Origin of the sequence: uncultured Algibacter sp. (assembly GCF_963976535.1) — a bacterium.
Lineage (GTDB): Bacteria > Bacteroidota > Bacteroidia > Flavobacteriales > Flavobacteriaceae > Algibacter_B.
Genome location: NZ_CAXBLF010000043.1, coordinates 1 through 22,158, shown reverse-complemented (window position 1 = coordinate 22,158; position 22,158 = coordinate 1). Strand labels below are relative to the sequence as shown.

General features: G+C 33.2%; 19 protein-coding genes, 1 tRNA gene and 1 pseudogene. 18 read left to right on the top strand and 3 right to left on the bottom strand.

Features of this window, described 5'->3' with window-relative positions; genetic code table 11:
• The first annotated feature begins 150 nt into the window (after window positions 1–150).
• A complete protein-coding gene (locus AAC024_RS11585; RefSeq protein ID WP_339895567.1) occupies window positions 151–1,245 on the top strand; it encodes an ABC transporter permease in 1,095 nt (364 codons plus the stop codon).
• A gap of 386 nt (window positions 1,246–1,631) precedes the next feature.
• A pseudogene (locus tag AAC024_RS11580) lies at window positions 1,632–1,754 on the top strand (ABC transporter permease); the annotation flags it as partial.
• A gap of 26 nt (window positions 1,755–1,780) precedes the next feature.
• On the opposite strand, the gene yiaK reads toward AAC024_RS11580, so the two are convergent.
• The 3 genes from yiaK to AAC024_RS11565 form a co-directional block, all read right to left on the bottom strand.
• Complete coding sequence (yiaK, locus tag AAC024_RS11575) at window positions 1,781–2,788, bottom strand: 3-dehydro-L-gulonate 2-dehydrogenase (RefSeq protein WP_339895566.1); 1,008 nt, start codon at window positions 2,786–2,788, stop codon at window positions 1,781–1,783.
• Window positions 2,789–2,848: 60 nt separating this feature from the next.
• Window positions 2,849–3,454 (bottom strand): ribosome biogenesis GTP-binding protein YihA/YsxC, encoded by a 606-nt coding sequence (gene yihA / locus AAC024_RS11570; protein ID WP_339895565.1) that lies wholly within the window; start codon window positions 3,452–3,454, stop codon window positions 2,849–2,851.
• A 125-nt stretch (window positions 3,455–3,579) separates the two neighbouring features.
• Complete coding sequence (locus AAC024_RS11565) at window positions 3,580–4,344, bottom strand: alpha/beta hydrolase (protein ID WP_339895564.1); 765 nt, start codon at window positions 4,342–4,344, stop codon at window positions 3,580–3,582.
• A gap of 315 nt (window positions 4,345–4,659) precedes the next feature.
• Between AAC024_RS11565 and mraZ the strand changes: the two genes are divergently transcribed.
• From mraZ to AAC024_RS11485, 16 genes are all read left to right on the top strand, one after another.
• On the top strand, window positions 4,660–5,130 hold the full coding sequence (gene mraZ / locus AAC024_RS11560) for a division/cell wall cluster transcriptional repressor MraZ (RefSeq protein WP_339895562.1): 471 nt from the start codon (window positions 4,660–4,662) through the stop codon (window positions 5,128–5,130).
• On the top strand, window positions 5,117–6,013 hold the full coding sequence (gene rsmH, locus AAC024_RS11555; protein ID WP_339895561.1) for a 16S rRNA (cytosine(1402)-N(4))-methyltransferase RsmH: 897 nt from the start codon (window positions 5,117–5,119) through the stop codon (window positions 6,011–6,013). The genes mraZ and rsmH overlap by 14 nt, the downstream gene beginning before the upstream one ends.
• A 120-nt stretch (window positions 6,014–6,133) precedes the next feature.
• Complete coding sequence (locus AAC024_RS11550) at window positions 6,134–6,454, top strand: FtsL-like putative cell division protein (protein ID WP_339895560.1); 321 nt, start codon at window positions 6,134–6,136, stop codon at window positions 6,452–6,454.
• 225 nt (window positions 6,455–6,679) lie between these two features.
• Complete coding sequence (locus AAC024_RS11545) at window positions 6,680–8,641, top strand: penicillin-binding protein (RefSeq protein ID WP_339895576.1); 1,962 nt, start codon at window positions 6,680–6,682, stop codon at window positions 8,639–8,641.
• Entirely contained in the window at window positions 8,638–10,101 is a 1,464-nt protein-coding gene (locus tag AAC024_RS11540; RefSeq protein WP_339895559.1) for a UDP-N-acetylmuramoyl-L-alanyl-D-glutamate--2,6-diaminopimelate ligase, read from the top strand. The genes AAC024_RS11545 and AAC024_RS11540 overlap by 4 nt, the downstream gene beginning before the upstream one ends.
• A gap of 87 nt (window positions 10,102–10,188) precedes the next feature.
• On the top strand, window positions 10,189–11,430 hold the full coding sequence (mraY, locus tag AAC024_RS11535; protein WP_339895557.1) for a phospho-N-acetylmuramoyl-pentapeptide-transferase: 1,242 nt from the start codon (window positions 10,189–10,191) through the stop codon (window positions 11,428–11,430).
• A gap of 31 nt (window positions 11,431–11,461) precedes the next feature.
• The gene (gene murD / locus AAC024_RS11530; RefSeq protein ID WP_339895556.1) at window positions 11,462–12,862 is read left to right on the top strand and encodes a UDP-N-acetylmuramoyl-L-alanine--D-glutamate ligase; all 1,401 of its coding nucleotides are present in this window, start codon (window positions 11,462–11,464) and stop codon (window positions 12,860–12,862) included.
• 212 nt (window positions 12,863–13,074) lie between these two features.
• On the top strand, window positions 13,075–14,268 hold the full coding sequence (locus AAC024_RS11525) for an FtsW/RodA/SpoVE family cell cycle protein (RefSeq protein WP_339895555.1): 1,194 nt from the start codon (window positions 13,075–13,077) through the stop codon (window positions 14,266–14,268).
• A gap of 36 nt (window positions 14,269–14,304) precedes the next feature.
• Window positions 14,305–14,658 carry a four helix bundle protein gene (locus tag AAC024_RS11520; RefSeq protein ID WP_339895554.1) on the top strand — a complete coding sequence of 118 codons (354 nt, stop codon included), beginning with the start codon at window positions 14,305–14,307 and terminating at the stop codon, window positions 14,656–14,658.
• The gene (gene murG, locus AAC024_RS11515; RefSeq protein WP_339895552.1) at window positions 14,659–15,795 is read left to right on the top strand and encodes an undecaprenyldiphospho-muramoylpentapeptide beta-N-acetylglucosaminyltransferase; all 1,137 of its coding nucleotides are present in this window, start codon (window positions 14,659–14,661) and stop codon (window positions 15,793–15,795) included.
• 4 nt (window positions 15,796–15,799) lie between these two features.
• Window positions 15,800–17,203 carry a UDP-N-acetylmuramate--L-alanine ligase gene (gene murC, locus AAC024_RS11510; protein WP_339895551.1) on the top strand — a complete coding sequence of 468 codons (1,404 nt, stop codon included), beginning with the start codon at window positions 15,800–15,802 and terminating at the stop codon, window positions 17,201–17,203.
• On the top strand, window positions 17,193–17,912 hold the full coding sequence (locus AAC024_RS11505; RefSeq protein ID WP_339895550.1) for a hypothetical protein: 720 nt from the start codon (window positions 17,193–17,195) through the stop codon (window positions 17,910–17,912). The genes murC and AAC024_RS11505 overlap by 11 nt, the downstream gene beginning before the upstream one ends.
• A gap of 3 nt (window positions 17,913–17,915) precedes the next feature.
• Window positions 17,916–19,226: a cell division protein FtsA gene (ftsA, locus tag AAC024_RS11500; protein WP_339895548.1), complete on the top strand. Its 1,311-nt coding sequence runs from the start codon at window positions 17,916–17,918 to the stop codon at window positions 19,224–19,226.
• Between the two features lie 116 nt (window positions 19,227–19,342).
• Complete coding sequence (gene ftsZ / locus AAC024_RS11495) at window positions 19,343–21,328, top strand: cell division protein FtsZ (RefSeq protein ID WP_339895547.1); 1,986 nt, start codon at window positions 19,343–19,345, stop codon at window positions 21,326–21,328.
• A 194-nt stretch (window positions 21,329–21,522) separates the two neighbouring features.
• On the top strand, window positions 21,523–21,972 hold the full coding sequence (locus AAC024_RS11490) for a GatB/YqeY domain-containing protein (RefSeq protein ID WP_339895546.1): 450 nt from the start codon (window positions 21,523–21,525) through the stop codon (window positions 21,970–21,972).
• 111 nt (window positions 21,973–22,083) lie between these two features.
• Window positions 22,084–22,157 (top strand) — tRNA-Arg (locus AAC024_RS11485).
• Window position 22,158: the final 1 nt, after the last annotated feature.

The following is a 22,158-nucleotide window of genomic DNA, read 5'->3' as shown; positions in this document are numbered from 1 at the left end:
TAGCTCGTCCCGATTTTTCGGGAATGATTTTTTTATTATATGAAAAAGAAAAACAAAGCATAGCCATAGTTACGGTTTCTTTTTCTTTTGAAATAGAAAGGAAGAAAACGCGTTTTATAAAGGTAAATTCAATTTGTAAATGGTATTCTTATGAGTCATAAATCAAACTCACTAAAACAATTAGCGCTCCAAAAGTTTAAAAAAGACTTTTGGGGCGTTTTCAGTTTCTACTTTATTGTTTTGGTTGGGTTGGTTTCTATTTTTGCCTATGTGTTTGCACCTGATGATTCGCAATATGCTAACCAAATGCATTTGGCAATTCACTCAAAAAGACCAGGGTTTGAGGTAAAAATGCTAACAATACCTTCAAAAATTAAAGTAAATCAAAGTGGTTTTGATAAACTATTCTTCGGAAAGAAAAACACAGATACCGAAATTCCAATTTCAGACTATGAAATTAAAGATGCTATTTTAATGTATAAAGAATATGCCTCTGATGGGCTGGAAGGTGCAGAAAAGACAGTCAAACTCAACGCATTTCCAAATAGCACGCCTGAAGATTTTATAAAAGAAAAAAGCTTCCTCTTTGGCACAGATAAATACGGACGCGATTTAATAAGTCGTGTTTTAGTAGGCGCAAGAATATCCTTTTTTATAGGTTTTGTAGCGGTACTTATATCATTACTAATTGGCATATTTATGGGAAGTATTGCAGGTTATTTTGGAGGAAAAGTAGATGCGATAATCATGTGGATCATCAATGTAACCTGGTCCATACCAACGCTATTATTGGTTATTGCCATTACCTTGGCTTTAGGAAAAGGCTTTTGGCAAGTATTTATCGCGGTAGGGTTAACCATGTGGGTGGAAGTTGCTAGGGTAGTACGCGGACAGATAATAAGCGCCAAAGAAATGCAATATGTTACAGCAGCTAGAGCATTAGGATTTAATGACTTTAGAATTATTACCAAGCATATTTTGCCAAACATTATGGCGCCAGTTATCGTGATTTCTGCAGCTAATTTTGCAGCCGCAATTTTAATAGAAAGCGGATTGAGCTTTTTGGGTATTGGTGCACAACCACCTATGGCTAGTTGGGGTGCCATGATAAAAGATCATTACAACTATATTATACTTGGGAAACCATATTTAGCCATTATACCTGGGCTTTGTATTATGAGTTTAGTTATGGCGTTTATGTTGATTGGTAATGCACTTAGGGATGCTTTGGATGTGAAGAGTTGAGTTTATTTAATATCCTTTTTTAATTTATCGGGGTCTTGTCGGATATCAAATATTGTGATTATTTCTATTTCTTTTGATTCAATGGAAATTCGATAATAGAAAGTTGTTTGTTTTGTGACTACACATTTATATAATCCTTTTAATTCAGATGATTTAGGACAACTATCTGGTTGAAGTGAGATTTGTTTAATTTTATTAGATAGCTTTTTAATAAATTTGTTACGAGTTTTTAAATCCTAATGTTCTAAGAAATATTCTGATGACTTAAGGAGTTTTGATTCAGCTATTTCGGATAAAAATACGTACATCAAGAAATTTTCTTCAAAAACGAATCGTATGAAACTCTTTTACCTTGGTCTAGTTCTTCTATGCCTTTCTTTCTCTTAAACTTTATTATACTTGGAAAAATTTATTAAATGATTAAGCATGTACTTTGTATTATGAGTTTAGTAAAGGCATTTGTGTTGATTGGGAATGCACTTAGGGATACTTTGGATATGAAGAGTTAATTTAAAGAGTTGAGTTCACTTTCTCTTTATAATCCTTGAACTTTATACCAAATACTTTGATTTACAGGAATACCATCCTTTAAGTTTTTTATTCTTGTTTTTAAGCTGCGTTCACCAGGATAATACGTTTTTTCTCCAGGTTTGAGAGGTGTTGTTTGATGTGTAAAATCTATAATTTCATTTAAAAGCTTTTCTTGTAAAGTTGAATCACTAAATGTTTTTTGATTTATGCAAATAAATACTTGTGATACGCCTGTTTCGTATTTGTCTAAACCAATTTTATATGTTGAGTTTCCAGCTGATAAAATTGTGGCTAGCATATCTAAAATCATAGCAAGTGCAGATCCTTTCCAATAACCAATAGGTAAACTGCGCTCACTTTTCAATATGCTCTCTGGGTTTGTGGTTAGATTGTCTTCATTATCCCAACCGCCTTCAAAAGGTAATTCTTCATTTTTTAATTTATAATCATTAATTTTTCCAAAGGAAAATTGTGAAATAGCCATATCCAGTACAACATGACCTTCTTTTTTAGGAATTGATATAATAAAGGGGTTATTTCCCAGTTTCAATTCCTTGCCTCCCCAAGCTGGCATGTTAGGTTTTGTGTTTGTAAAAAGAATAGAAATACAATTTTGTGCTGCTGCCTGCCATCCATAATACCCGCCTCTCATCCAATGATTTGTGTTTCTTAAAGCGACTAGTCCTATCCCATTGGTTTTGGCTAATTCTACAGCGCGATTAGTACATTTTACGGCATTAATAATACCCGGTCCGTTATTGCCATCCCATCGTTCAATACTTCCTAACGCCTCTGTTTTTTTTGCTTCAGAATCTTTATGGACTAAATCCTTCTTTATATAATCTATGAAAAGCGGTACGCGATTTATGCCATGAGAAGTTACACCACAAAGGGAGTTTTCGGTAAATACTTCTGACAATAATTTTGCTTTTTCAGGTGTGAAATTATTTTTTTTGAAGAGCTCAGAAAGTGTTTTTTCCATGTGCTCTTTGGAAATATTATTTGTTTTCATAGGAGTACATTGCCAAATGTTTTGTTCAATTATGGCAGAGGTTTAACTTAAATTTTAGAACTAACTCGGGGTAAAATTGTTATTTAATTCATTAATATACCCCAAAACTTCATCTTTCCCAATATCTTTTGAAGACGACGTTATAAAGTAATTGGGCACATCTTCCCAAGTTTCTAATAGAATGTTTTTGTATTCTTGAACATGGTTTTCTATAGCTTTAGGTCTTAATTTATCAGCTTTTGTAAAAATGATTGAAAATGGAACGCCATTTTCTCCAAGCCATTGCATAAACTCTAAATCTACAGGTTGAGGTTTGTGTCTAATATCCACTAGAACAAATGCAGTAACCAATTGTTCGCGCAAGCCAAAATATTGCGTTATAAATTTTTGAAATATTTTTTTTGAACTTTTTGAAACACGTGCATAACCATAACCTGGTAAATCTACCAAGTGCCAATTATTATTAATTAAAAAATGATTAATAAGCTGTGTTTTTCCAGGTCTTCCAGAAGTTTTAGCTAAACTTTTCCTACTTGTTAGCATGTTGATTAATGAAGATTTTCCAACATTACTTCTACCAATAAACGCATACTCAGGCAATCTGCTTTTCGGGCATTTTGTAACATCAGAGTTACTTACAACAAATTCGGCAGATTTTATTTTCAAAGTAGAATATTTTTTATTCCCTTGAAGAAGGGAATCTTAATTAATATAATTTATTTCTTTCTGAGGTTCTTTTTCACCTCTCCAAAGGAGGGGTCAGAACTGTTTTTCACAGTTCTGGGTGAGGATTAAAACCCACGTTTCTGCAACCAAGTATCAAGTATCTTATTGAATTCATCAGGATGTTCCATCATAGCAGCATGACCGCATTTGTCAATCCAAAATAACTCAGAATCTGGTAATAATTCATTGAATTCTATAGCAACTTCAGGAGGTGTAACACCATCGTTTTTCCCCCAAATAATACAAGTTGGTGTTGTTAAAGTCGGCAAATCTTTAGACATGTTGTGTCTTATAGCACTTTTCGCAATAGCTAAAGTTTTTATGAGTTTATTACGGTCATTAACAGTGTCGTAAACTTCGTCTACAATGGTCTTTGTAGCTATCGCAGGATCGTAAAAAACATCTTGTGCTTTCTTTTTAATCACTTCATAATCTCTACGCTTTGTATAACCACCGCCCATAGCGTTCTCATATAATCCAGAGCTTCCAGTAATAATAAGTGCTTTTACACTTTCAGGAAAAAGTTTAGTGTGATATAAACCAATATGTCCACCTAAAGAATTTCCTAATAAAATAACTTCTTTAAAGCCTTTAAATTCAATAAAGTCATGTAGATATTTTGCAAAATACTTGACGTTAGTTTTAATTAAAGACATGCTGTAAAGTGGGAGTTCGGGTATAAGTACTTTATAGCCTTTATTGCTAAAAAAATCAGTGACAGCATCAAAATTACTTAGACCTCCCATAAGGCCATGTAACACAATAATAGGTGTGCCTTCACCTGCTTCAATATAGCTGTAATTTTTATCTTTTTTTAAACAGTGCGTCATTAATAGTTAGTCAATAATTGGATAAAAACAAATATAGGTATTTCATTCATATTTCTACTATAATTATTGTTTTCGAGCAAAAATGTGAATGCTTTAAGGAGGAACTACAAATTATAAATATTAACAATGCGTCTATTCAAATATTAAAAACTCAAATTGAAGCTAAGGTCTTGTTGATGTGGGATTGTTAATGTGGAAATCGGATAAAAAACATGCTTAATCGAAAATTTATTAACAAAGTGGTATTTAGTGGTAGAATGTGGGATAATTTTCAATATATTTGGAACTTAAACGTTTAAAAGTCAGTAAACCGCATTGGATTTAATAACAGGAACATACGATTGTAAAGTTGATGCTAAAGGCAGATTAATGATGCCCGCGTCTATCAAAAAGCAACTTTCTGCAGTTTTGCAAGATGGATTTGTATGGCGTCGATCGGTGTTTCAAAAATGCTTAGAGCTTTATCCGATGACCGAATGGCAGGTGTTGATGCAGAAAATGAATAAGCTGAATAAGTTTAAAAAAAAGAACAACGATTTTATTAGAAGGTTTACTGCAGGCGCTAAAATGGTTGAGGTTGATGTGAATGGCAGATTGTTAATCCCAAAAGATTTAACCGTTTTTGCAAACATTTCAAAAAACATTGTAGTGGCTTCGGCAATCAATATTATTGAAATTTGGGATAAAGATTTATATGAACAAGCTATTGATGATGCATCTGATGATTTTGCAGATTTAGCTGAAGAAGTAATGGGACAAGACGATGATGACCATGGAATATCATAATCCAGTACTACTAAAAGAAACTGTTGACGGGTTGAATATAAACCCTGATGGTGTTTATGTGGATGTGACTTTTGGTGGTGGTGGTCACAGTAAGGAAATATTAAAACGACTTGGTGATAAAGGGAAACTTTTTGCATTTGATCAAGATTCGGACGCTCTTAAAAATACAATTGATGATGAAAGATTTACGCTGATTCATGAAAATTTCAGATTTGTTAAGCGCTTTTTGAGATTTCACGGTGTAAAAGAGGTAGATGGAATTCTGGCAGATTTTGGTGTGTCTTCGCATCAATTCGATGTAGCGGAACGTGGATTTTCTACAAGATTTGAAGCAGATTTGGATATGCGTATGAATCAAGAAAATAAACTATCTGCTTTTCATGTGATTAATGAATATGAAGAAGCGCAGTTAAAGCAAGTGTTTTTGCAATATGGTGAGTTGCGTGCGGCTCCAGCAATGGCAAAGTTAATCGTTGAGAACAGGCAAACAGAACCCATTATTACTAGCGAACAGTTAAAAACGGTTTTAAGAAAGTTTTTGCCGCCACGTTATGAAAATAAAGTATTGGCTCAAATTTATCAAGCGATTAGAATAGAGGTTAACCAAGAGATTGAGGTTTTAAAGGAGTTTTTATTGCAAATTCCGGAGACTTTAAAAGTTGGTGGTCGATTAAGTCTTATATCCTATCATTCACTTGAAGATAGGTTGGTAAAGCGTTTTATTAGAAACGGCATGTTTGAAGGAGAGCCAGAGCGTGATATGTTCGGGAATTTTGAAGTACCGCTTAAAAAAGTAAATGGATTGATAGTTCCTTCTAAGGAAGAAATTAAAATAAATAATAGAGCAAGAAGTGCAAAACTTAGAATTGCTGAAAAATTATAATCCCATCCTTAATCCTTCCCGAAGGTAAGGAAACTCTGCTGAAACGAGAATGGATGAAAATATAAATATAAATTAGGAATTCTTTTCCCTTCGGGGAAATGTCCGAAGGACAATGGGGAAATGAAGAAAAATATCTATAACATATTAAAGGGAACTTTTTTAGTTAGTGATGATTCATTTAGAAACTGGCGATTCATACTGTTTATTTCAGGACTAGCTATAATAATGATTGCAAGTTCGCACAGTGCAGATAAAAAGGTCTATGAAATTGCACGATTAAAAAATGAAGTTAAAGAAATGCGATCCGCTTTTGTTGATGGGCGTTCAAAGCTGATGAGGCTTAAAATGGAATCGCATGTAATAACGGTAATGAGAGATAAAGGGTTGGCGCCATCAGTAATTCCGCCAAAAAAAATAAAAGTCATGTCAAATATTAAATAATAGAATCATAAAAGAAAATGATTTTTTTACTATTTATACAAGAAAAAAAAATTAAGCATAGCATGAGCTATGGTTCCTTTTTATTTTGAAGTAGAAATGCAAAAAAGGGCGTTTTATTATGGTGGTAGTATTTGATAATTGACATTTTAACACAAAATTGAAAACACAACCTTGGCAGTAAACGAGAAAAACATATTAAACCGTTTGTACTTTATAGCTGGATGTATGTTCATCTTCGGAATTGCTGTAGTGTTTAAGTTGTTAAGTATTCAATTTATTCAAGGTGATTTTTACCGAGCAAAAGCAACGGAGCGTGTTGTGAAAAATGTTATAATTCCTGCTAACAGAGGCAATGTGTATTCTGTGAATGGAAATTTGTTGGCAACTTCAATTCCTAAATATGATATTCGCTTAGATGCTTTAACATCTTCAAATAAAACCTTTGAAAAACATATAAAACCTTTTTGCGATTCATTATCAAAATACTCGGGGAAATCTTCAAACAAGCTTGAAAAAGATATTAGACGCGCTCGTGCTAATAAGAACAGGTATTATTTATTGGCAAGAAATATTGGATATTCTGACTATATCAGATTAAGAAATTTTCCATTACTAAATCTTGGTGCTTTTAAAGGTGGTTTAATAGTTGAGCAAACTACAAAGCGCGAGCATCCTATGGGTGGCATTGCACAAAGAACCATTGGTTATGAGCGTATTGATGATAAAGGAAATGTAACTAGACCAGGGATTGATGGCGCTTTCGGAATAAAGTATTTGCGCGGTGTTGATGGGCAACGTAAAAAACAACAAATAGGAAAAGGGCAGTGGAAACCTTTAAGTGATGCTAATGAAATCGAGCCTAAAGATGGTTATGATGTTTACACCACAATTGATGTAAACATACAAGATATAGCGCATCATGCTTTGCTAGCACAATTAGAAAAATATAAAGCAGACCATGGATGTGTTGTAGTTATGGAAACTAAAACAGGTGAAATTCGTGCAATTTCAAATTTAGGAAGAAATAAAAACGGGCACTATTATGAGCGTTTAAATTATGCGGTTGGCGAAAGTCATGAATCGGGTTCTACGTTTAAACTTATGTCACTTGCTGCAGCTTTTGAAGACAAGCTAGTCGATACGAGTGATGTAGTAGATACAGGAAAAGGAGTTTTAAGCTTTTACGGAAAAAAAGTTCGCGATTCTAAACATGGTGGTTATGGAAAAATATCTGTATCCAACGCATTCGAGGTGTCTTCAAATACAGGTATTGTAAAAGCTATTGACCAAGCTTATAGAAAGCAACCTGAAAAGTTTGTTGATAGGTTGTATGATATGAATCTGAATAATGATTTGAATTTACCAATAATAGGTGAGCCAAAACCAATTATTCCTGATCCAAGAATTAAAAATGGACGTTGGAGTGGTATTGCATTGCAATGGATGGCTTACGGTTACGGTGTCTCATTTACGCCATTACAAACCCTTACCTTTTATAATGCTGTGGCGAATGATGGTGTTATGGTTAAACCAAGATTTTTAAGAGAAGTAAAAGCGTTTGATAAGGTTATTGAGCCTTTTGAAAGGGAGGTTATTAATAAGCAAATTTGTTCAAAAGAAACCATTTCAAAGTTACAAACATTACTTAAGAATGTGGTTGAAAAGAAACATGGGACTGGGCATCGATTATATTCTGAAAACTTTTCAATGGCTGGTAAAACAGGGACCTGTCAAAAAGATTATCGAGATAAAGAAAAACTAAACTACATATCGTCTTTTGCGGGCTATTTTCCTGCCGAAAACCCAAGATACTCATGTATTGTGGTAATTCATGAGCCTGATAAAAGTGTTGGCTATTATGGTGCAGATGTATCAGGACCAGTATTTAAAAGAGTGGCTCAAAAAATATATACAGATACACCTCTAATAGATGAAATTGAATCTTTAGAAATTAAAATAGGAGCAGTAGAAAATGAATATGAAAGCTTTTATAAAACAGCTCAAACATATAAAACCATTATGCCAAATCTAGTAGGTATGCCAGCTATGGATGCATTGGCTTTATTAGAAAATATGCAGGTCGATGTTAGAGTTAAATTGAATGGAAGAGGAGTTATTAAAGGGCAGTCGGTAAATAAAAACACAAAACTTAAAAATAATCAAACTGTAGTTTTAAAAGCATCATGATAGCATTAAAAGACATATTGTATAAGGTTACTTTAAATGCTGTGGTTGGTAATACAAGCATAAATATACATGCTGTTAATTTTGATTCTAGGAAAGTTGAAAACAATCATTTATTTGTTGCTATTCGTGGTTTGGTGGCCGATGGTCATGATTACATTGATACAGCTATAAAAAACGGAGCGACAAGTGTAGTTTGCGAAAGTTTACCAAAAAAATTGGACGATAGTGTTACTTATGTTGAAGTAGATAATTCTAATAAAGCATTGGCTATTATAGCTTCAAATTTTTATGAAAATCCATCAGAAAACTTAAGACTTGTTGGAGTTACAGGAACAAATGGTAAAACAACAGTAACAAGTTTGTTATATCAGTTGTTCAAAAAAGCAGGATATAAAGTTGGGTTACTTTCAACTGTAAAAATTATGGTTGATGAAATTGAATATAAAGCAACACATACCACTCCTGATTCTCTAACAATCAACAAATACTTGAGTGAAATGAACGCTGAAGGTGTGGAGTTTTGTTTTATGGAGGTGAGTTCTCATGGTATTCATCAATATAGAACCGAAGGCTTGCATTTTGAAGGTGGAATTTTCACTAACCTATCTCATGATCATTTAGATTATCATAAAACATTTGCAGAATATAGGGATGTTAAAAAGAAGTTTTTTGATGAATTACCAAGTCAAGCTTTCGCACTTTCAAATATCGATGATAAAAATGGCTCGGTTATGCTACAAAATACCCAAGCTAAAAAATACACTTACGCTTTAAAACAATATGCAGATTATAAAACTCAAATTTTAGAAAATCAATTTGGAGGGTTGTTATTAAAGGTTAATGAAAGTGAAGTTTGGACAAGACTTATCGGAAATTTTAACGCCTATAATGTTTTAGCTATTTATGCTACCGCGGAATTATTAGGACTTGAAAAAGTAGAAATACTTCGGTTGATAAGTGATTTAGAAAGTGTGAGCGGACGTTTTCAGTATGTGATTTCAGGTGAAAAAATCACTGCAATAGTTGATTATGCACATACACCTGACGCATTAAAAAATGTACTAGAAACTATTAATAGTATCCGCACAAAAAACGAAGAGCTTATTACGGTTGTTGGTTGTGGTGGAGATAGAGATAAAACTAAACGACCTAAAATGGGACATATCGCTTCGGCTTTAAGTACCAAAGTGATTTTTACAAGTGATAATCCACGGAGTGAAAAACCTGAAGATATTTTGAATGACATTGAAGCAGGAGTTGCCCCTCAAAATTTTAAAAAAACATTAACTATTGAAGATAGAAAGCAAGCTATTAAAGCAGCTTGCCAAATGGCACAACCAAACGATATTATTTTAATAGCAGGAAAAGGGCATGAAGCCTATCAGGAAATTAAAGGAGAACGTTTTGATTTTGATGACCTTAAAATAGTAAAAGAACTTTTAAAACAATTACAAAAATAAATGTCATTCAGAGCATTACTGAAATGAAAATATATTTTTATTGAAAGTAGCAAGTGAAACTTGTCGAAGAATCTCAAAAAAGAACAGATGTTATATTACCTATTTGAATATTTAGAAAAACAGTTTCAACTTCCTGGAGCCACACTTTTTGGGTTTTTAACCTTCAGAGCAGCTTTGGCTATGATTTTGTCGCTGTTAATTTCTACTATATATGGTAAACGAATTATTCGATTTTTATTAAAGCAGCAAGTAGGCGAAACTGTTAGAGACCTTGGACTCGATGGGCAAAAAGAAAAAGCAGGTACGCCGACTATGGGCGGAATCATTATCATCTTAGCGACTTTAATTCCTGTATTGTTATTGGCAAAACTGGAGAACATATATGTCATCCTTCTAATAGTAACAACCCTTTGGATGGGAACCATCGGGTTTATTGATGACTATATCAAAAAATTCAAAAATGATAAAGATGGATTAAAAGGACGCTTTAAAGTTTTAGGACAGGTTGGATTGGGATTAATTGTAGGTTTAACATTATTTTTTCATCAAGATGTAACGATGAAAGAAAAATTACCCATAGAAGAACAGCGCGTGCTTTTAGCTCAGAATCCAGATATAGAAGCTTCAAAGTTGTTTAAAGAAGAAGTAAAATCTACTAAAACGACCATTCCGTTTGTAAAAGGAAATGAATTCGAATATGCGGATTTAATTACATGGATTAATCCAGATCTAGAAAAATATGCGTGGGTGATTTTTATTCTTATTACCATAGTAATTGTAACAGGCGTTTCAAATGGTGCTAATTTAACAGATGGCATTGATGGTCTGGCTGCAGGAACTTCGGCAATCATTGTGCTTACTTTAGGAATTTTTGCTTGGGTTTCGGGTAATATTATTTTCTCGGAGTATCTCAATATCATGTATATCCCAAGAGTAGAAGAAATCACAATTTATATAGCTGCTTTTGTGGGTGCATTGATTGGTTTTCTTTGGTATAATACATTTCCTGCTCAAGTGTTTATGGGGGATACAGGTAGTTTGACTATAGGTGGAATAATAGCTGTTATAGCCATTGCAGTTCGTAAAGAATGGTTAATACCTGTGTTGTGCGGCATTTTTGTGGCAGAAAATTTATCGGTGATTATGCAGGTCAGTTGGTTTAAGTATACCAAAAAGAAATATGGAGAAGGGCGTCGCATTTTTAAAATGTCGCCATTGCATCACCATTACCAAAAATCAGGATATCACGAGAGTAAAATAGTTACGCGGTTTTGGATTGTAGGCATATTGCTGGCAATTCTTTCTATTGTGACATTAAAAATACGGTAACAAATTCCTGCGAAGGCAGGAATCTTATGAAATGAAAACGAAAAACGAAAAGAATACCCATAACAGTGAGAAGTCCTTCCCTTCTGGGGAAGGATTTAGGAAGGGGCTTTTAGTCATATTAGGCGGAGGAGAAAGTGGGGTCGGAGCAGCGCTTTTGGGAAAAGCGAAAGGATACAAAGTTTTTGTTTCCGATAAAGGAAAAATAAAAGAAAAGTACAAACAAGTTCTTATACATAATGAGATTGAATGGGAAGATGAAACGCATACTGAATCTAAAATTCTGAATGCGGATATCGTTATGAAAAGTCCTGGAATTCCTGATAAAGTAGATTTGGTAAAACAAATTCGTAAAAAAAATATTTCGATAGTTTCTGAAATTGAATTTGCTGCAAAATATACCGATGCTACAATTATTGGAATAACAGGAAGTAACGGTAAAACAACCACAGCAACCTTAACACATCACATTTTAAAACAAGAATTAAATGTGGGTTTAGCTGGAAACATTGGAGATAGTTTTGCTAAACAGGTTTTAAAAGAAGGTTTTTCAAATTATGTTTTGGAAATAAGCAGTTTTCAGTTAGATGATATTATTAATTTTAAACCAAATATTGCTGTATTACTAAACATTACACCAGACCATTTAGATAGGTATGATTACAAATTTGAAAATTATATCCATTCTAAATTCAGAATCGCCATGAATCAAACAAAAGATGATTATTTGATTTATGATGCTGATGATGAAGTCATTGTTAATCATTTAAAAAACAATCCAGTTCAATCCACATTATTGCCATTTTCATTAGTAAAACCTATTGAAAACGGTGCGTATTTAGATAAAGAAAACATTAGACTAACAATAAATAATAATCAAATAATTATGCCAACAACAAATCTTACATTAGAAGGAAAGCACAACATTAAAAATGCAATGGCAGCTTCTACTGTGGCGCATTTATTAAAAATTAGAAAACAAACTATCAGAGAAAGTTTAGAGAATTTTCAAGGTGTTGAGCATCGTTTAGAACATGTATTGAAAATTAACAAAGTACAATACATAAACGATTCAAAAGCAACAAATGTTAATGCAACATATTATGCTTTAGAAAGCATGGACGCACCTACGGTCTGGATTGTTGGTGGTGTTGATAAGGGGAATAATTATGAAGAGTTATTTCCGTTTATAAATGAAAAGGTAAAAGCTATTATTTGTTTGGGTGTTGATAATGAAAAATTAATGAACGCGTTTGGAAATATGGTTGATGTTATAATTGAAACGCAGTTTATGAGTGAAGCAGTAAAAATTGCTTATAAGGTTTCTGAGGCTGGCGATAATGTGTTGTTGTCTCCTGCTTGTGCAAGTTTTGATTTGTTTGAAAATTATGAAGATCGAGGACGTCAATTTAAAGATGCTGTAAGAAATCTGTAATGAAGCCCATCTTAATCTTCCCATAGGGAAGAAACTATTATGGTAAATAGACTAGACTTTCTCCTACAAGGTTTCAAAAACGGTGTAGGTGTTAATAGAAAGATAAAAGTATAATAATTAACAATTCCTTCCCTTAAAAAGGGAAGGTGGATTCAAACTCCAATAAGAGTTTGAATTCGGAAGGGTAAAAAGTTAAAGGTGTTAAAAACACAATGAATCAGATATTTAAAAACATAAAAGGAGATCGATTAATATGGGCAATTGTAGCGCTATTAGCAATACTATCGTTTTTGCCTGTTTATAGCGCAGCAAGTAACTTAGCTTACAAAGGTGCGGGCAGTAGCACTTTTACGTTTTTTGTAAAACATTTTGTGCATTTGGTTTTAGGTTTTGCAATTATTTATGGTGTACATAAAATACCATACAGATATTTCAAAGGGTTATCATTAATTATGATTCCCGTTGTTTTGGTATTGTTAGGGTTAACCATTCTTCAAGGAAAAACTATTGATGGAGCTAATGCTAGTAGGTGGATACAGATTCCTTTTGTTGGTATGTCTTTTCAAACATCAACTTTAGCAGCAGTTGTCTTAATGGTGTATATAGCAAGGTATATGTCGAAAATGAAGGACGAAATTATAACATTTAAAGCATCAATTTTACCGCTTTGGGCACCAGTCTTTTTGGTACTGATACTGATACTTCCTGCTAATTTTTCAACAGCAGCAATTATGTTTTTAATGATATTAATGCTGGTTTTTTTAGGTGGATATCCATTAAGGTATTTGGCTGTGATTATAGGTTCTGGAATTTTGATTTTAACCTTATTCGTATTGATGGCTAAGGCGTTTCCTGATGCAATGCCAAATAGGATTGATACTTGGATGGGTAGAATTGAGAGCTTTTCAAACCCTGAAGATACTGAAGCTGATTATCAAATAGAAAAAGCAAAAATAGCTATTGCAACAGGAGGTATTAAAGGAGTAGGTCCAGGAAAAAGTATGCAGAAGAATTTTTTACCACAATCATCATCAGATTTTATTTTTGCAATTATTATTGAAGAGTATGGTTTAATTGGCGGGGTTGTAATTATGACTCTATACCTGTGGTTACTCTTTAGAATTGTTATTGTGTCTCAAAAATCTGATACCATTTTTGGAAAGCTTCTGGTTTTAGGTGTTGGGCTTCCTATAGTGTTTCAAGCCATAATTAATATGGCTGTAGCTGTTGAATTATTTCCAGTTACAGGACAAACTTTACCACTAATAAGTAGTGGAGGTACCTCTATTTGGATGACTTGTTTAGCCATAGGAATCATATTAAGTGTTAGTGCCAAACGAGAAGAAATAAAAGAAAAAGAAATAAGTGAAGAAAATCCTTTAGAAATTTTGTCTGAAGCTATTTGATTCACGATATACGATTTTAGAATTACGAATTGAGATATGAAACAAATATTAAAAAATAGAACTAAGAAATATGCGGCAGATTGTTGGAATCTCTGTACTAAGTTTCCTGTTTCAAGAGAGTATAATGCGTTTTGTAATCAATTGATTAGATGTTCTAGCTCGGTAGGAGCTAATTATAGAGCAGCTTGTAGAGCAAAATCGACAGCAGATTTTATAAATAAATTAAAAATTGTTGAAGAGGAGGCAGATGAGAGTATGTATTTCTTAGAGTTGTTATTGGAGGTAAGTGATAAAGAGCATATAGAAATGAAAAGATTACATGCAGAAGGAAATGAATTATTATCAATTGTAGTTGCGTCTATTAAAACAATGCGTAATCGTAAATCGTAAATGGGAAATCGTAAATCTAAAATATTGAAAATCATATTATCTGGAGGCGGAACAGGAGGTCATATCTATCCTGCAATCGCCATTGCAAACGAGTTAAAATCTCGTTTTCCAGACGCTGAGTTTTTATTTGTTGGTGCTAAGGATAGAATGGAAATGGAAAAAGTGCCCCAAGCAGGTTTTAATATTAAAGGCTTATGGATTTCTGGTATTCAACGTAAGCTAACTTTGAAGAATTTAAGTTTTCCTTTTAAATTAATTAGTAGTCTTTGGAATGCTCGTAAAATCATAAAATCGTTTAAACCAAATGTGGCTATTGGTACAGGTGGTTTTGCAAGCGGACCATTATTACAAGTGGCCGCCTCAAATAAGATTCCAACATTAATTCAAGAACAAAACTCTTACCCTGGAATTACAAATAAGCTATTATCAAAAAAAGCAAAAAAAATATGTGTTGCCTATGATGGTTTAGAGCGATTTTTTCCCGAAGATAAAATTGTTAAAACAGGTAACCCAGTACGTCAAGGGTTGTTAGATATTGAAACTAAAACGGTCGAGGCTAAAAACTTTTTTGACTTAAAACACGGGAAGTATACGCTTTTAGTTATTGGAGGAAGTTTAGGTGCTAGAAGGGTTAATGAGCTAATCGAAAATGAATTAGATTTTTTTGATACACAGAATATTCAAATAATATGGCAATGTGGTAAGTTGTATTACCAACAATATAAAATTTATGGGAACATAAAAAATGTTCAGGTATATGAGTTTTTAAATAATATGGATTTTGCTTATGCAGCGGCAGATATAGTAATTTCTCGGGCAGGTGCAAGTTCAGTTTCAGAGTTATGTATTGTAGGGAAACCAGTTATTTTTATTCCATCACCAAATGTTGCCGAAGATCACCAAACTAAAAATGCTATGTCTATTGTTAATCAAGATGCGGCAATTATAATTAAAGAAGAAGATTTAGATGCTGATTTTGAAAATAAGTTTTCACAGCTTGTGGCTTCACCAGAAAAACAAAAAGAGTTCGGTGCTAATATAAAGAAACTAGCATTAATAAATGCAACAAAAGACATAGCAGACGAGGTTGAAAAGCTTCTAATCCCATCTTCCGTCTTCCCAAAGGGAAGAAACTAAAAAAATGAATAAGAAAGAAACTAGCATATCATACACTAAAAAAGTCCTTCCCTTTGGGAAGGGTTTGGGATGGGATAACATCTATTTTATTGGCATTGGCGGTATTGGCATGAGTGCTTTGGCGCGTTATTTTCATGCGAATGATAAAAATGTAGCGGGATATGATAAAACTCAAACTGAAATTACTGATGGTTTGCAAGATTTAGGTGTTGAGGTTCATTTCAAAGATGCTATTGAAAATATTAAACCTGTATTTCAAAATATTGAAAAAACATTAGTTGTTTATACGCCAGCTATTCCTAAAAGTAATGAAGAGCTAAATTATTTTAAAAACCATGACTTTAATGTTATAAAACGCTCTCAAGCTTTAGGTTTAATTACTGCGAACACGTTTTGTTTAGCAGTAGCTGGAACTCATGGAAAAACGACAACAACAAGTATTTTAGGGCATTTGATGAATGTGTGTAATGTGCCATTAACTGCTTTTTTAGGAGGTATTAGTGAAAATTATAATTCTAATTTGATTTTAAATGGAACAGAAGTTTCAGTAGTTGAAGCTGATGAGTTTGATCGTTCATTCCTAACATTATCACCCGATTTAGCATGTATTACTTCAATGGATGCTGATCATTTAGATATTTATGGTGATGCTTCAGAATTAAAAAAGTCATTTGTAGACTTTTCGAAAAACATAAAGCCTAATGGAAAATTATTTGTTAGAAACGGATTGCCATTAATAGGGATTACTTATGGTATTGAAGACGATTCAGATTACACGATTCAAAATATAAAAATAGAAAACGGTGTTTATGTTTTTGATGTGAAAACACCAAAAACTGTACTTGAAAATTTACAATTTAACCTACCTGGTAGACATAATTTGTCGAATGCATTAATAGCCTTGGCGATGGCTGTGGAATATGGTTGCCCGCACCAACAGCTCGCCAAAGCTTTAGCATCTTACAAAGGAGTTAAACGCAGATTTACTTATCATATCAAAACGGATAATTTTGTGTTTATTGATGACTATGCACACCATCCAGAAGAGATTAATGCAGTACATCAAGCGGTTAGAGAAATGTATCCTAATAAAAAAGTACTAGCTATTTTTCAACCACATTTATATACTAGAACACGAGATTTTGTTGATGATTTCGCAAAGAGTTTGTCGCAATTTGATGAGTTGATTTTATTAGATATTTATCCTGCTAGAGAGTTACCAATAGAAGGTGTGACTTCAAAATGGTTACTAGATAAAATAAATAATAAAAACAAACAGTTGGTAAGTAAAAAAGAACTGTTGTTAAAAATACATGAAAGTAGTGCTCAAGTTATTTTAACTATTGGTGCTGGTGATATAGGAGAAGAAGTGAAACATATTAAAAAAGAATTTAGTATTGCGAGTTAATTGGAATTACATAAAACTAGTTGTTTTGTTAGGCGTAGTGGTCTTTTTATTTGCATTTGCTTCTGCTAGAAATGCCAATAGAATCATATCTAAACCCAATGTGAAATTCATTGGAGAAAACAATCTTTTTATAACTAATGAGACTGTTAGTAAATTGTTAATACAAAATTATGGAGGTATTAAAAACGTGCCTAAAGAAACTTTAGTTTTGAATGAATTAGAAAAAGCCCTCAAATCTAATCCAATGATAAAAACTGCTGAAGTGTATATCGCTGTAAACGGTACACTTAACGCCGAAATAGAACAAAAAACACCTATTGCAAGAGTAAGTGCAAATGCGTCTTATTACATTGACGACGAAGGTTTATTTATGCCGTTGTCAAAAAATTATTCAGCAAGAGTACCATTAGTTACTGGTTATGTTGACAAAAATAATTTAAAAAACGTCTTTAAAATAGCACGTAAAATTAAGAATGATGAATTCTTGAAAAAACATGTTTTTGAGATTCATCAAGATATTAATAAGAAGCTTTATTTAAGGCTTAGAAAGTGTGGTTTTTTAGTGTTATTAGGTGATGAAAAATTTTTGAATAAAAAAATTAACAACCTAAAAGCATTTTATAAAAAAAATCAAAAAGATAATACACTTAATAATTATAGTAAAGTGAATTTACAGTTTGAAAATCAAGTAATATGTACCAAAATTTAAGCTATGGAACTTAATTTAGCAGTAGGATTAGACATAGGAACCACAAAGATTGTGGCAATGATTGGGCGTAAAAACGAATACGGCAAGGTTGAAATTTTAGGTATTGGTAAATCTAAAAGTTTAGGTGTGCATCGTGGGGTTGTAAATAATATTACGCAAACCATCCAGTCCATACAGCAAGCGGCTCAAGAAGCTGAAGTTGCTGCAGATATCAAGATTGAGGATGTTACCGTTGGTATTGCGGGTCAGCACATTCGCAGCTTACAGCATAGTGATTATATAACACGTTCAAATTCTGAAACGGTTATTGATGAAGATGATATTGATAGACTTATTAATCAAGTTCACAAATTGGTGATGCTTCCTGGTGAAGAAATTATTCATGTATTACCACAAGAATATAAAGTTGACGGTCAAGCAGAAATAAAAGAACCAATAGGGATGTACGGCGGTCGTTTAGAAGCGAATTTCCATGTCGTTGTTGGGCAAGTATCTTCTATTAGAAATATAGGACGTTGCGTGAAAAGTTCAGGATTAAACTTAGAAGGTATAACGCTTGAACCTTTGGCATCAGCTAATGCTGTTTTAAGTCAAGAAGAAAAAGAAGCTGGTGTAGCCTTAATTGATATAGGTGGTGGAACTACAGATTTAGCCATTTTTAGAGATGGAATTATTCGTCATACAGCGGTAATTCCTTTCGGAGGCAACGTCATTACAGAAGATATAAAAGAAGGTTGCTCTATTATTGAAAAGCAAGCTGAATTATTAAAAATCAAGTTTGGTTCAGCATGGCCAGGTGAAAATAAAGATAACGAAATAGTATCTATTCCTGGTTTAAGAGGTAGAGATCCTAAGGAAATCACTTTAAAAAATCTGTCAAAAATTATTCATGCGCGCGTTGTAGAAATTGTTGAGCAGGTGTATGTGGAGATTAAAAACTACGGACACGAAGAGCAAAAGAAAAAACTAATTGCAGGTATTGTTTTAACAGGAGGCGGTAGCCAACTAAAACATTTAAAGCAGTTAGTTGAATATATAACAGGAATGGATACCAGAATAGGATATCCTAACGAGCATTTAGCTGGCGATAGTGATGATGATGTAACAAGTCCATTATACGCAACAGCAGTTGGATTAGTATTAGATGGTTTAAAACGACAAGAACGAAATAAAATAGAGCAACAAGAGCAAGTTGTAAATGAAATAGAAACGTCAGTTGAAGAAGACATTGAGGAAAAACCTATTAAGGAGAGACGCTCATTCCTAGATAAGTTAACAGAGCGCGTGAAAGATTTTTTAGATAACGCAGAGTAGGAACGAGCGTAAAGAAAATGTCCAGTGGACATTTTTAGTGAAGTTGCCAGATGGCGCAAAGATAATCCATTGAATTAAAAATATAAAGTACAAAACCCCCAGAAAAACAGAATTTTATGAGCAGCAAAAAAGAATTCGAAACAAACATTTCATTTGATTTACCTAAAAACCAATCCAATGTCATTAAAGTCATAGGTGTTGGTGGCGGTGGTAGTAATGCCATTAACCACATGTTCCAACAAGGTATTAAAGGTGTAGATTTTTATATCTGTAATACGGATGCACAAGCGCTTCAAAATAGCGGAGTTCCAAACAAGATTCAACTAGGTCTTAATTTAACTGAAGGTTTAGGAGCAGGTGCAAATCCGGATATTGGCGAGCAATCTGCGGTTGAGAGTTTTGATGATATTTCTCAAATGCTAGACTCTAATACCAAAATGGTATTTATTACTGCAGGAATGGGAGGCGGAACAGGAACGGGAGCTGCACCAATTATTGCTAAAATGGCAAAAGATTTAGACATTTTAACAGTTGGAATTGTTACTATGCCTTTTCAATTTGAAGGTAGAATGCGTATTGAGCAATCTCAAAAAGGAATTGAAAAATTAAGAAATGTAGTGGATTCTTTAATAGTAATTAATAATAACAAACTTCGTGAAGTTTATGGCAATCTTGGTTTTAAAGCAGGATTCTCTAAAGCTGATGAAGTGCTATCTACCGCTGCTCGTGGTATAGCTGAAGTTATTACACACCATTACACACAAAATATCGATTTACGTGATGCTAAAACCGTATTAAGTAATAGTGGAACTGCTATTATGGGATCTGCATTAGCATCAGGTCAAAACCGTGCGCAAGACGCTATTCGTAAGGCGCTTGATTCACCTTTGTTAAATGACAACAAAATAACCGGAGCTAAGAACGTATTGCTGCTAATCGTTTCTGGTGCACAAGAAATAACTATTGATGAAATAGGAGAGATTAATGATCATATTCAAAATGAAGCAGGTCACGGTGCTAACATTATTATGGGTGTTGGTGAAGATGAATCGTTAGAAGAATCTATTGCAGTCACCATTATTGCTACTGGGTTTAATATTGAACAACAAGATGAAATTACTAACACTGAAACTAAAAAAGTTGTACACTCATTAAGTGAAGAACAAGATTTAGATTCAATAGAAAAAGAACCTGTTGTTATTGAACCAATTATTGTATTGGAAGAAAAGAAGGAAGCACCAGTTGTTCGTCATACTTTAGATTTAGAAACTGAGGAAGACATGATTTTTTCTAAAAAAGAAGAAGTTAAAGAGTCATATAGCGATTTAGAATTAATATCTACATCAGAAATCATTAAGAATATTAATGTGGTTTATGATGAGGTAAGGGCGAACATTGCTAATCTTGAAGAAGATGAAGATTTTATAATCAAGCCAGTTACTAGAATGGTTACTGATATAGAAGATGTTCAGGATATTGAAGTGATTTCAGATTACATTGAAGAAGAGCAACAAATCACATTAACTTTCGATTTGCCATTATCAGCATCAAGTGAAGACATAAATGAACAAAAAGAAGATGTAGTTTCTTATGATTTAACTGATGATATTAAAGATATTGCAGTAAATGATTATGTTGAGTTAATAACAGTTAACGAGACCAATGAAGAAGGCGATATTCGCTATGCTTTAGATGATTATGTTGAAGTAGAATCTTCAATAAACCAAACTCAACAAGTGTCAAATGAAGTTTTAGAAGAAGTTGATGAAGAAGTTGTTTTTGAAAAGAAGATTATTAAAGAATCTGTTTTTGATGAAGAAGTTGCTGAGGAAATAGATCCTATGAATAGTCCTATTTCTGAATTATTAAAAGAACGTGCTGAGGAACGTAGACGCAAAATGAAAGACTTTAATTATAAATTTAATAGCGCTAAAATTGATGATATAGAAAAAGTACCAGCTTACAGACGTCAAGGTGTAAATTTAAATGAAGCTAAACACTCATCAGAAACGGATATGTCAAGAACAAGTATTGGTTTAGATGATAACGACGATATCCAGTTAAGAAGCAATAATTCATTTTTACACGATAACGTAGACTGATTTATTCGAATTTAACCTAGTGTGTTATTTAATGACCCGAAAAGTTCCCTCAACTTTTTGGGTTTTTCTTTAAATATATTTTTTTATTCCCTCGAAGGAGGGAATCTTTTTTATTACTTCTTCTTTTTCTTCATGCTTCTAGCTTCAAGCATCTAACTTTTTTTTATCTTCGCATTTCTTTTAAACAATATATTATGAGTTTACAACAAGATATTATGACGGCTTTAAAAGAAGCTATGAAGTCTAAAGATCAAATAGCTTTAACGGCATTACGGGCTGTAAAATCAGCTATTCTATTAGCGCAAACAGAAAGTGGAGCAAAAGAAGATTTAACAGAAGAACAAGAGCTTAAAATACTTCAAAAGTTAGTCAAGCAACGTAAAGACAGTGCTGCAATTTATTTAGAACAAGACAGGAAAGACTTAGCATTACCTGAAATAGACGAAGCAGAAGTTATTAGCCAGTTTTTACCTGAAGCGCTAACTGATGAAGAAATTGAAAAAGTTGTTGTTGCAACTATAGATCAAATAGGAGCAGAGGGCATGAAAGACATGGGTAAAGTTATGGGTATGGTGAGCAAGGAATTAGCAGGACAAGCAGATGGAAAGACCATTTCTAGTATAGTAAAAGCAAAATTAGCTTAACAAATATTATTATGTTACCCAATATTTTAAATTCAAAAAATTAGTTTTGAATACTGAATACTGAATACTGAATACTGAATACTGAATACTGAATACTGAATACTAAAAAAAGGCTGCGTAGTTCAACTGGATAGAATATCAGATTTCGGCTCTGAGGGTTGGGGGTTCGAATCCCTTCGCGGTCAC

What these genes read in the sequence shown, in the direction of transcription:
- AAC024_RS11520 (WP_339895554.1), top strand. Translation starts at nt 14,305, where the DNA reads ATGAAACAAATATTAAAAAATAGAACTAAGAAATATGCGGCAGATTGT.
- AAC024_RS11585 (WP_339895567.1), top strand. Translation starts at nt 151, where the DNA reads ATGAGTCATAAATCAAACTCACTAAAACAATTAGCGCTCCAAAAGTTT.
- rsmH (WP_339895561.1), top strand. Translation starts at nt 5,117, where the DNA reads ATGGAATATCATAATCCAGTACTACTAAAAGAAACTGTTGACGGGTTG.
- ftsA (WP_339895548.1), top strand. Translation starts at nt 17,916, where the DNA reads ATGGAACTTAATTTAGCAGTAGGATTAGACATAGGAACCACAAAGATT.
- yiaK (WP_339895566.1), bottom strand. Translation starts at nt 2,788, where the DNA reads ATGAAAACAAATAATATTTCCAAAGAGCACATGGAAAAAACACTTTCT.
- AAC024_RS11540 (WP_339895559.1), top strand. Translation starts at nt 8,638, where the DNA reads ATGATAGCATTAAAAGACATATTGTATAAGGTTACTTTAAATGCTGTG.
- AAC024_RS11525 (WP_339895555.1), top strand. Translation starts at nt 13,075, where the DNA reads ATGAATCAGATATTTAAAAACATAAAAGGAGATCGATTAATATGGGCA.
- AAC024_RS11550 (WP_339895560.1), top strand. Translation starts at nt 6,134, where the DNA reads ATGAAGAAAAATATCTATAACATATTAAAGGGAACTTTTTTAGTTAGT.
- AAC024_RS11490 (WP_339895546.1), top strand. Translation starts at nt 21,523, where the DNA reads ATGAGTTTACAACAAGATATTATGACGGCTTTAAAAGAAGCTATGAAG.
- ftsZ (WP_339895547.1), top strand. Translation starts at nt 19,343, where the DNA reads ATGAGCAGCAAAAAAGAATTCGAAACAAACATTTCATTTGATTTACCT.
- AAC024_RS11545 (WP_339895576.1), top strand. Translation starts at nt 6,680, where the DNA reads ATGTTCATCTTCGGAATTGCTGTAGTGTTTAAGTTGTTAAGTATTCAA.
- mraY (WP_339895557.1), top strand. Translation starts at nt 10,189, where the DNA reads ATGTTATATTACCTATTTGAATATTTAGAAAAACAGTTTCAACTTCCT.
- murG (WP_339895552.1), top strand. Translation starts at nt 14,659, where the DNA reads ATGGGAAATCGTAAATCTAAAATATTGAAAATCATATTATCTGGAGGC.
- murC (WP_339895551.1), top strand. Translation starts at nt 15,800, where the DNA reads ATGAATAAGAAAGAAACTAGCATATCATACACTAAAAAAGTCCTTCCC.
- AAC024_RS11565 (WP_339895564.1), bottom strand. Translation starts at nt 4,344, where the DNA reads ATGACGCACTGTTTAAAAAAAGATAAAAATTACAGCTATATTGAAGCA.
- murD (WP_339895556.1), top strand. Translation starts at nt 11,462, where the DNA reads ATGAAAACGAAAAACGAAAAGAATACCCATAACAGTGAGAAGTCCTTC.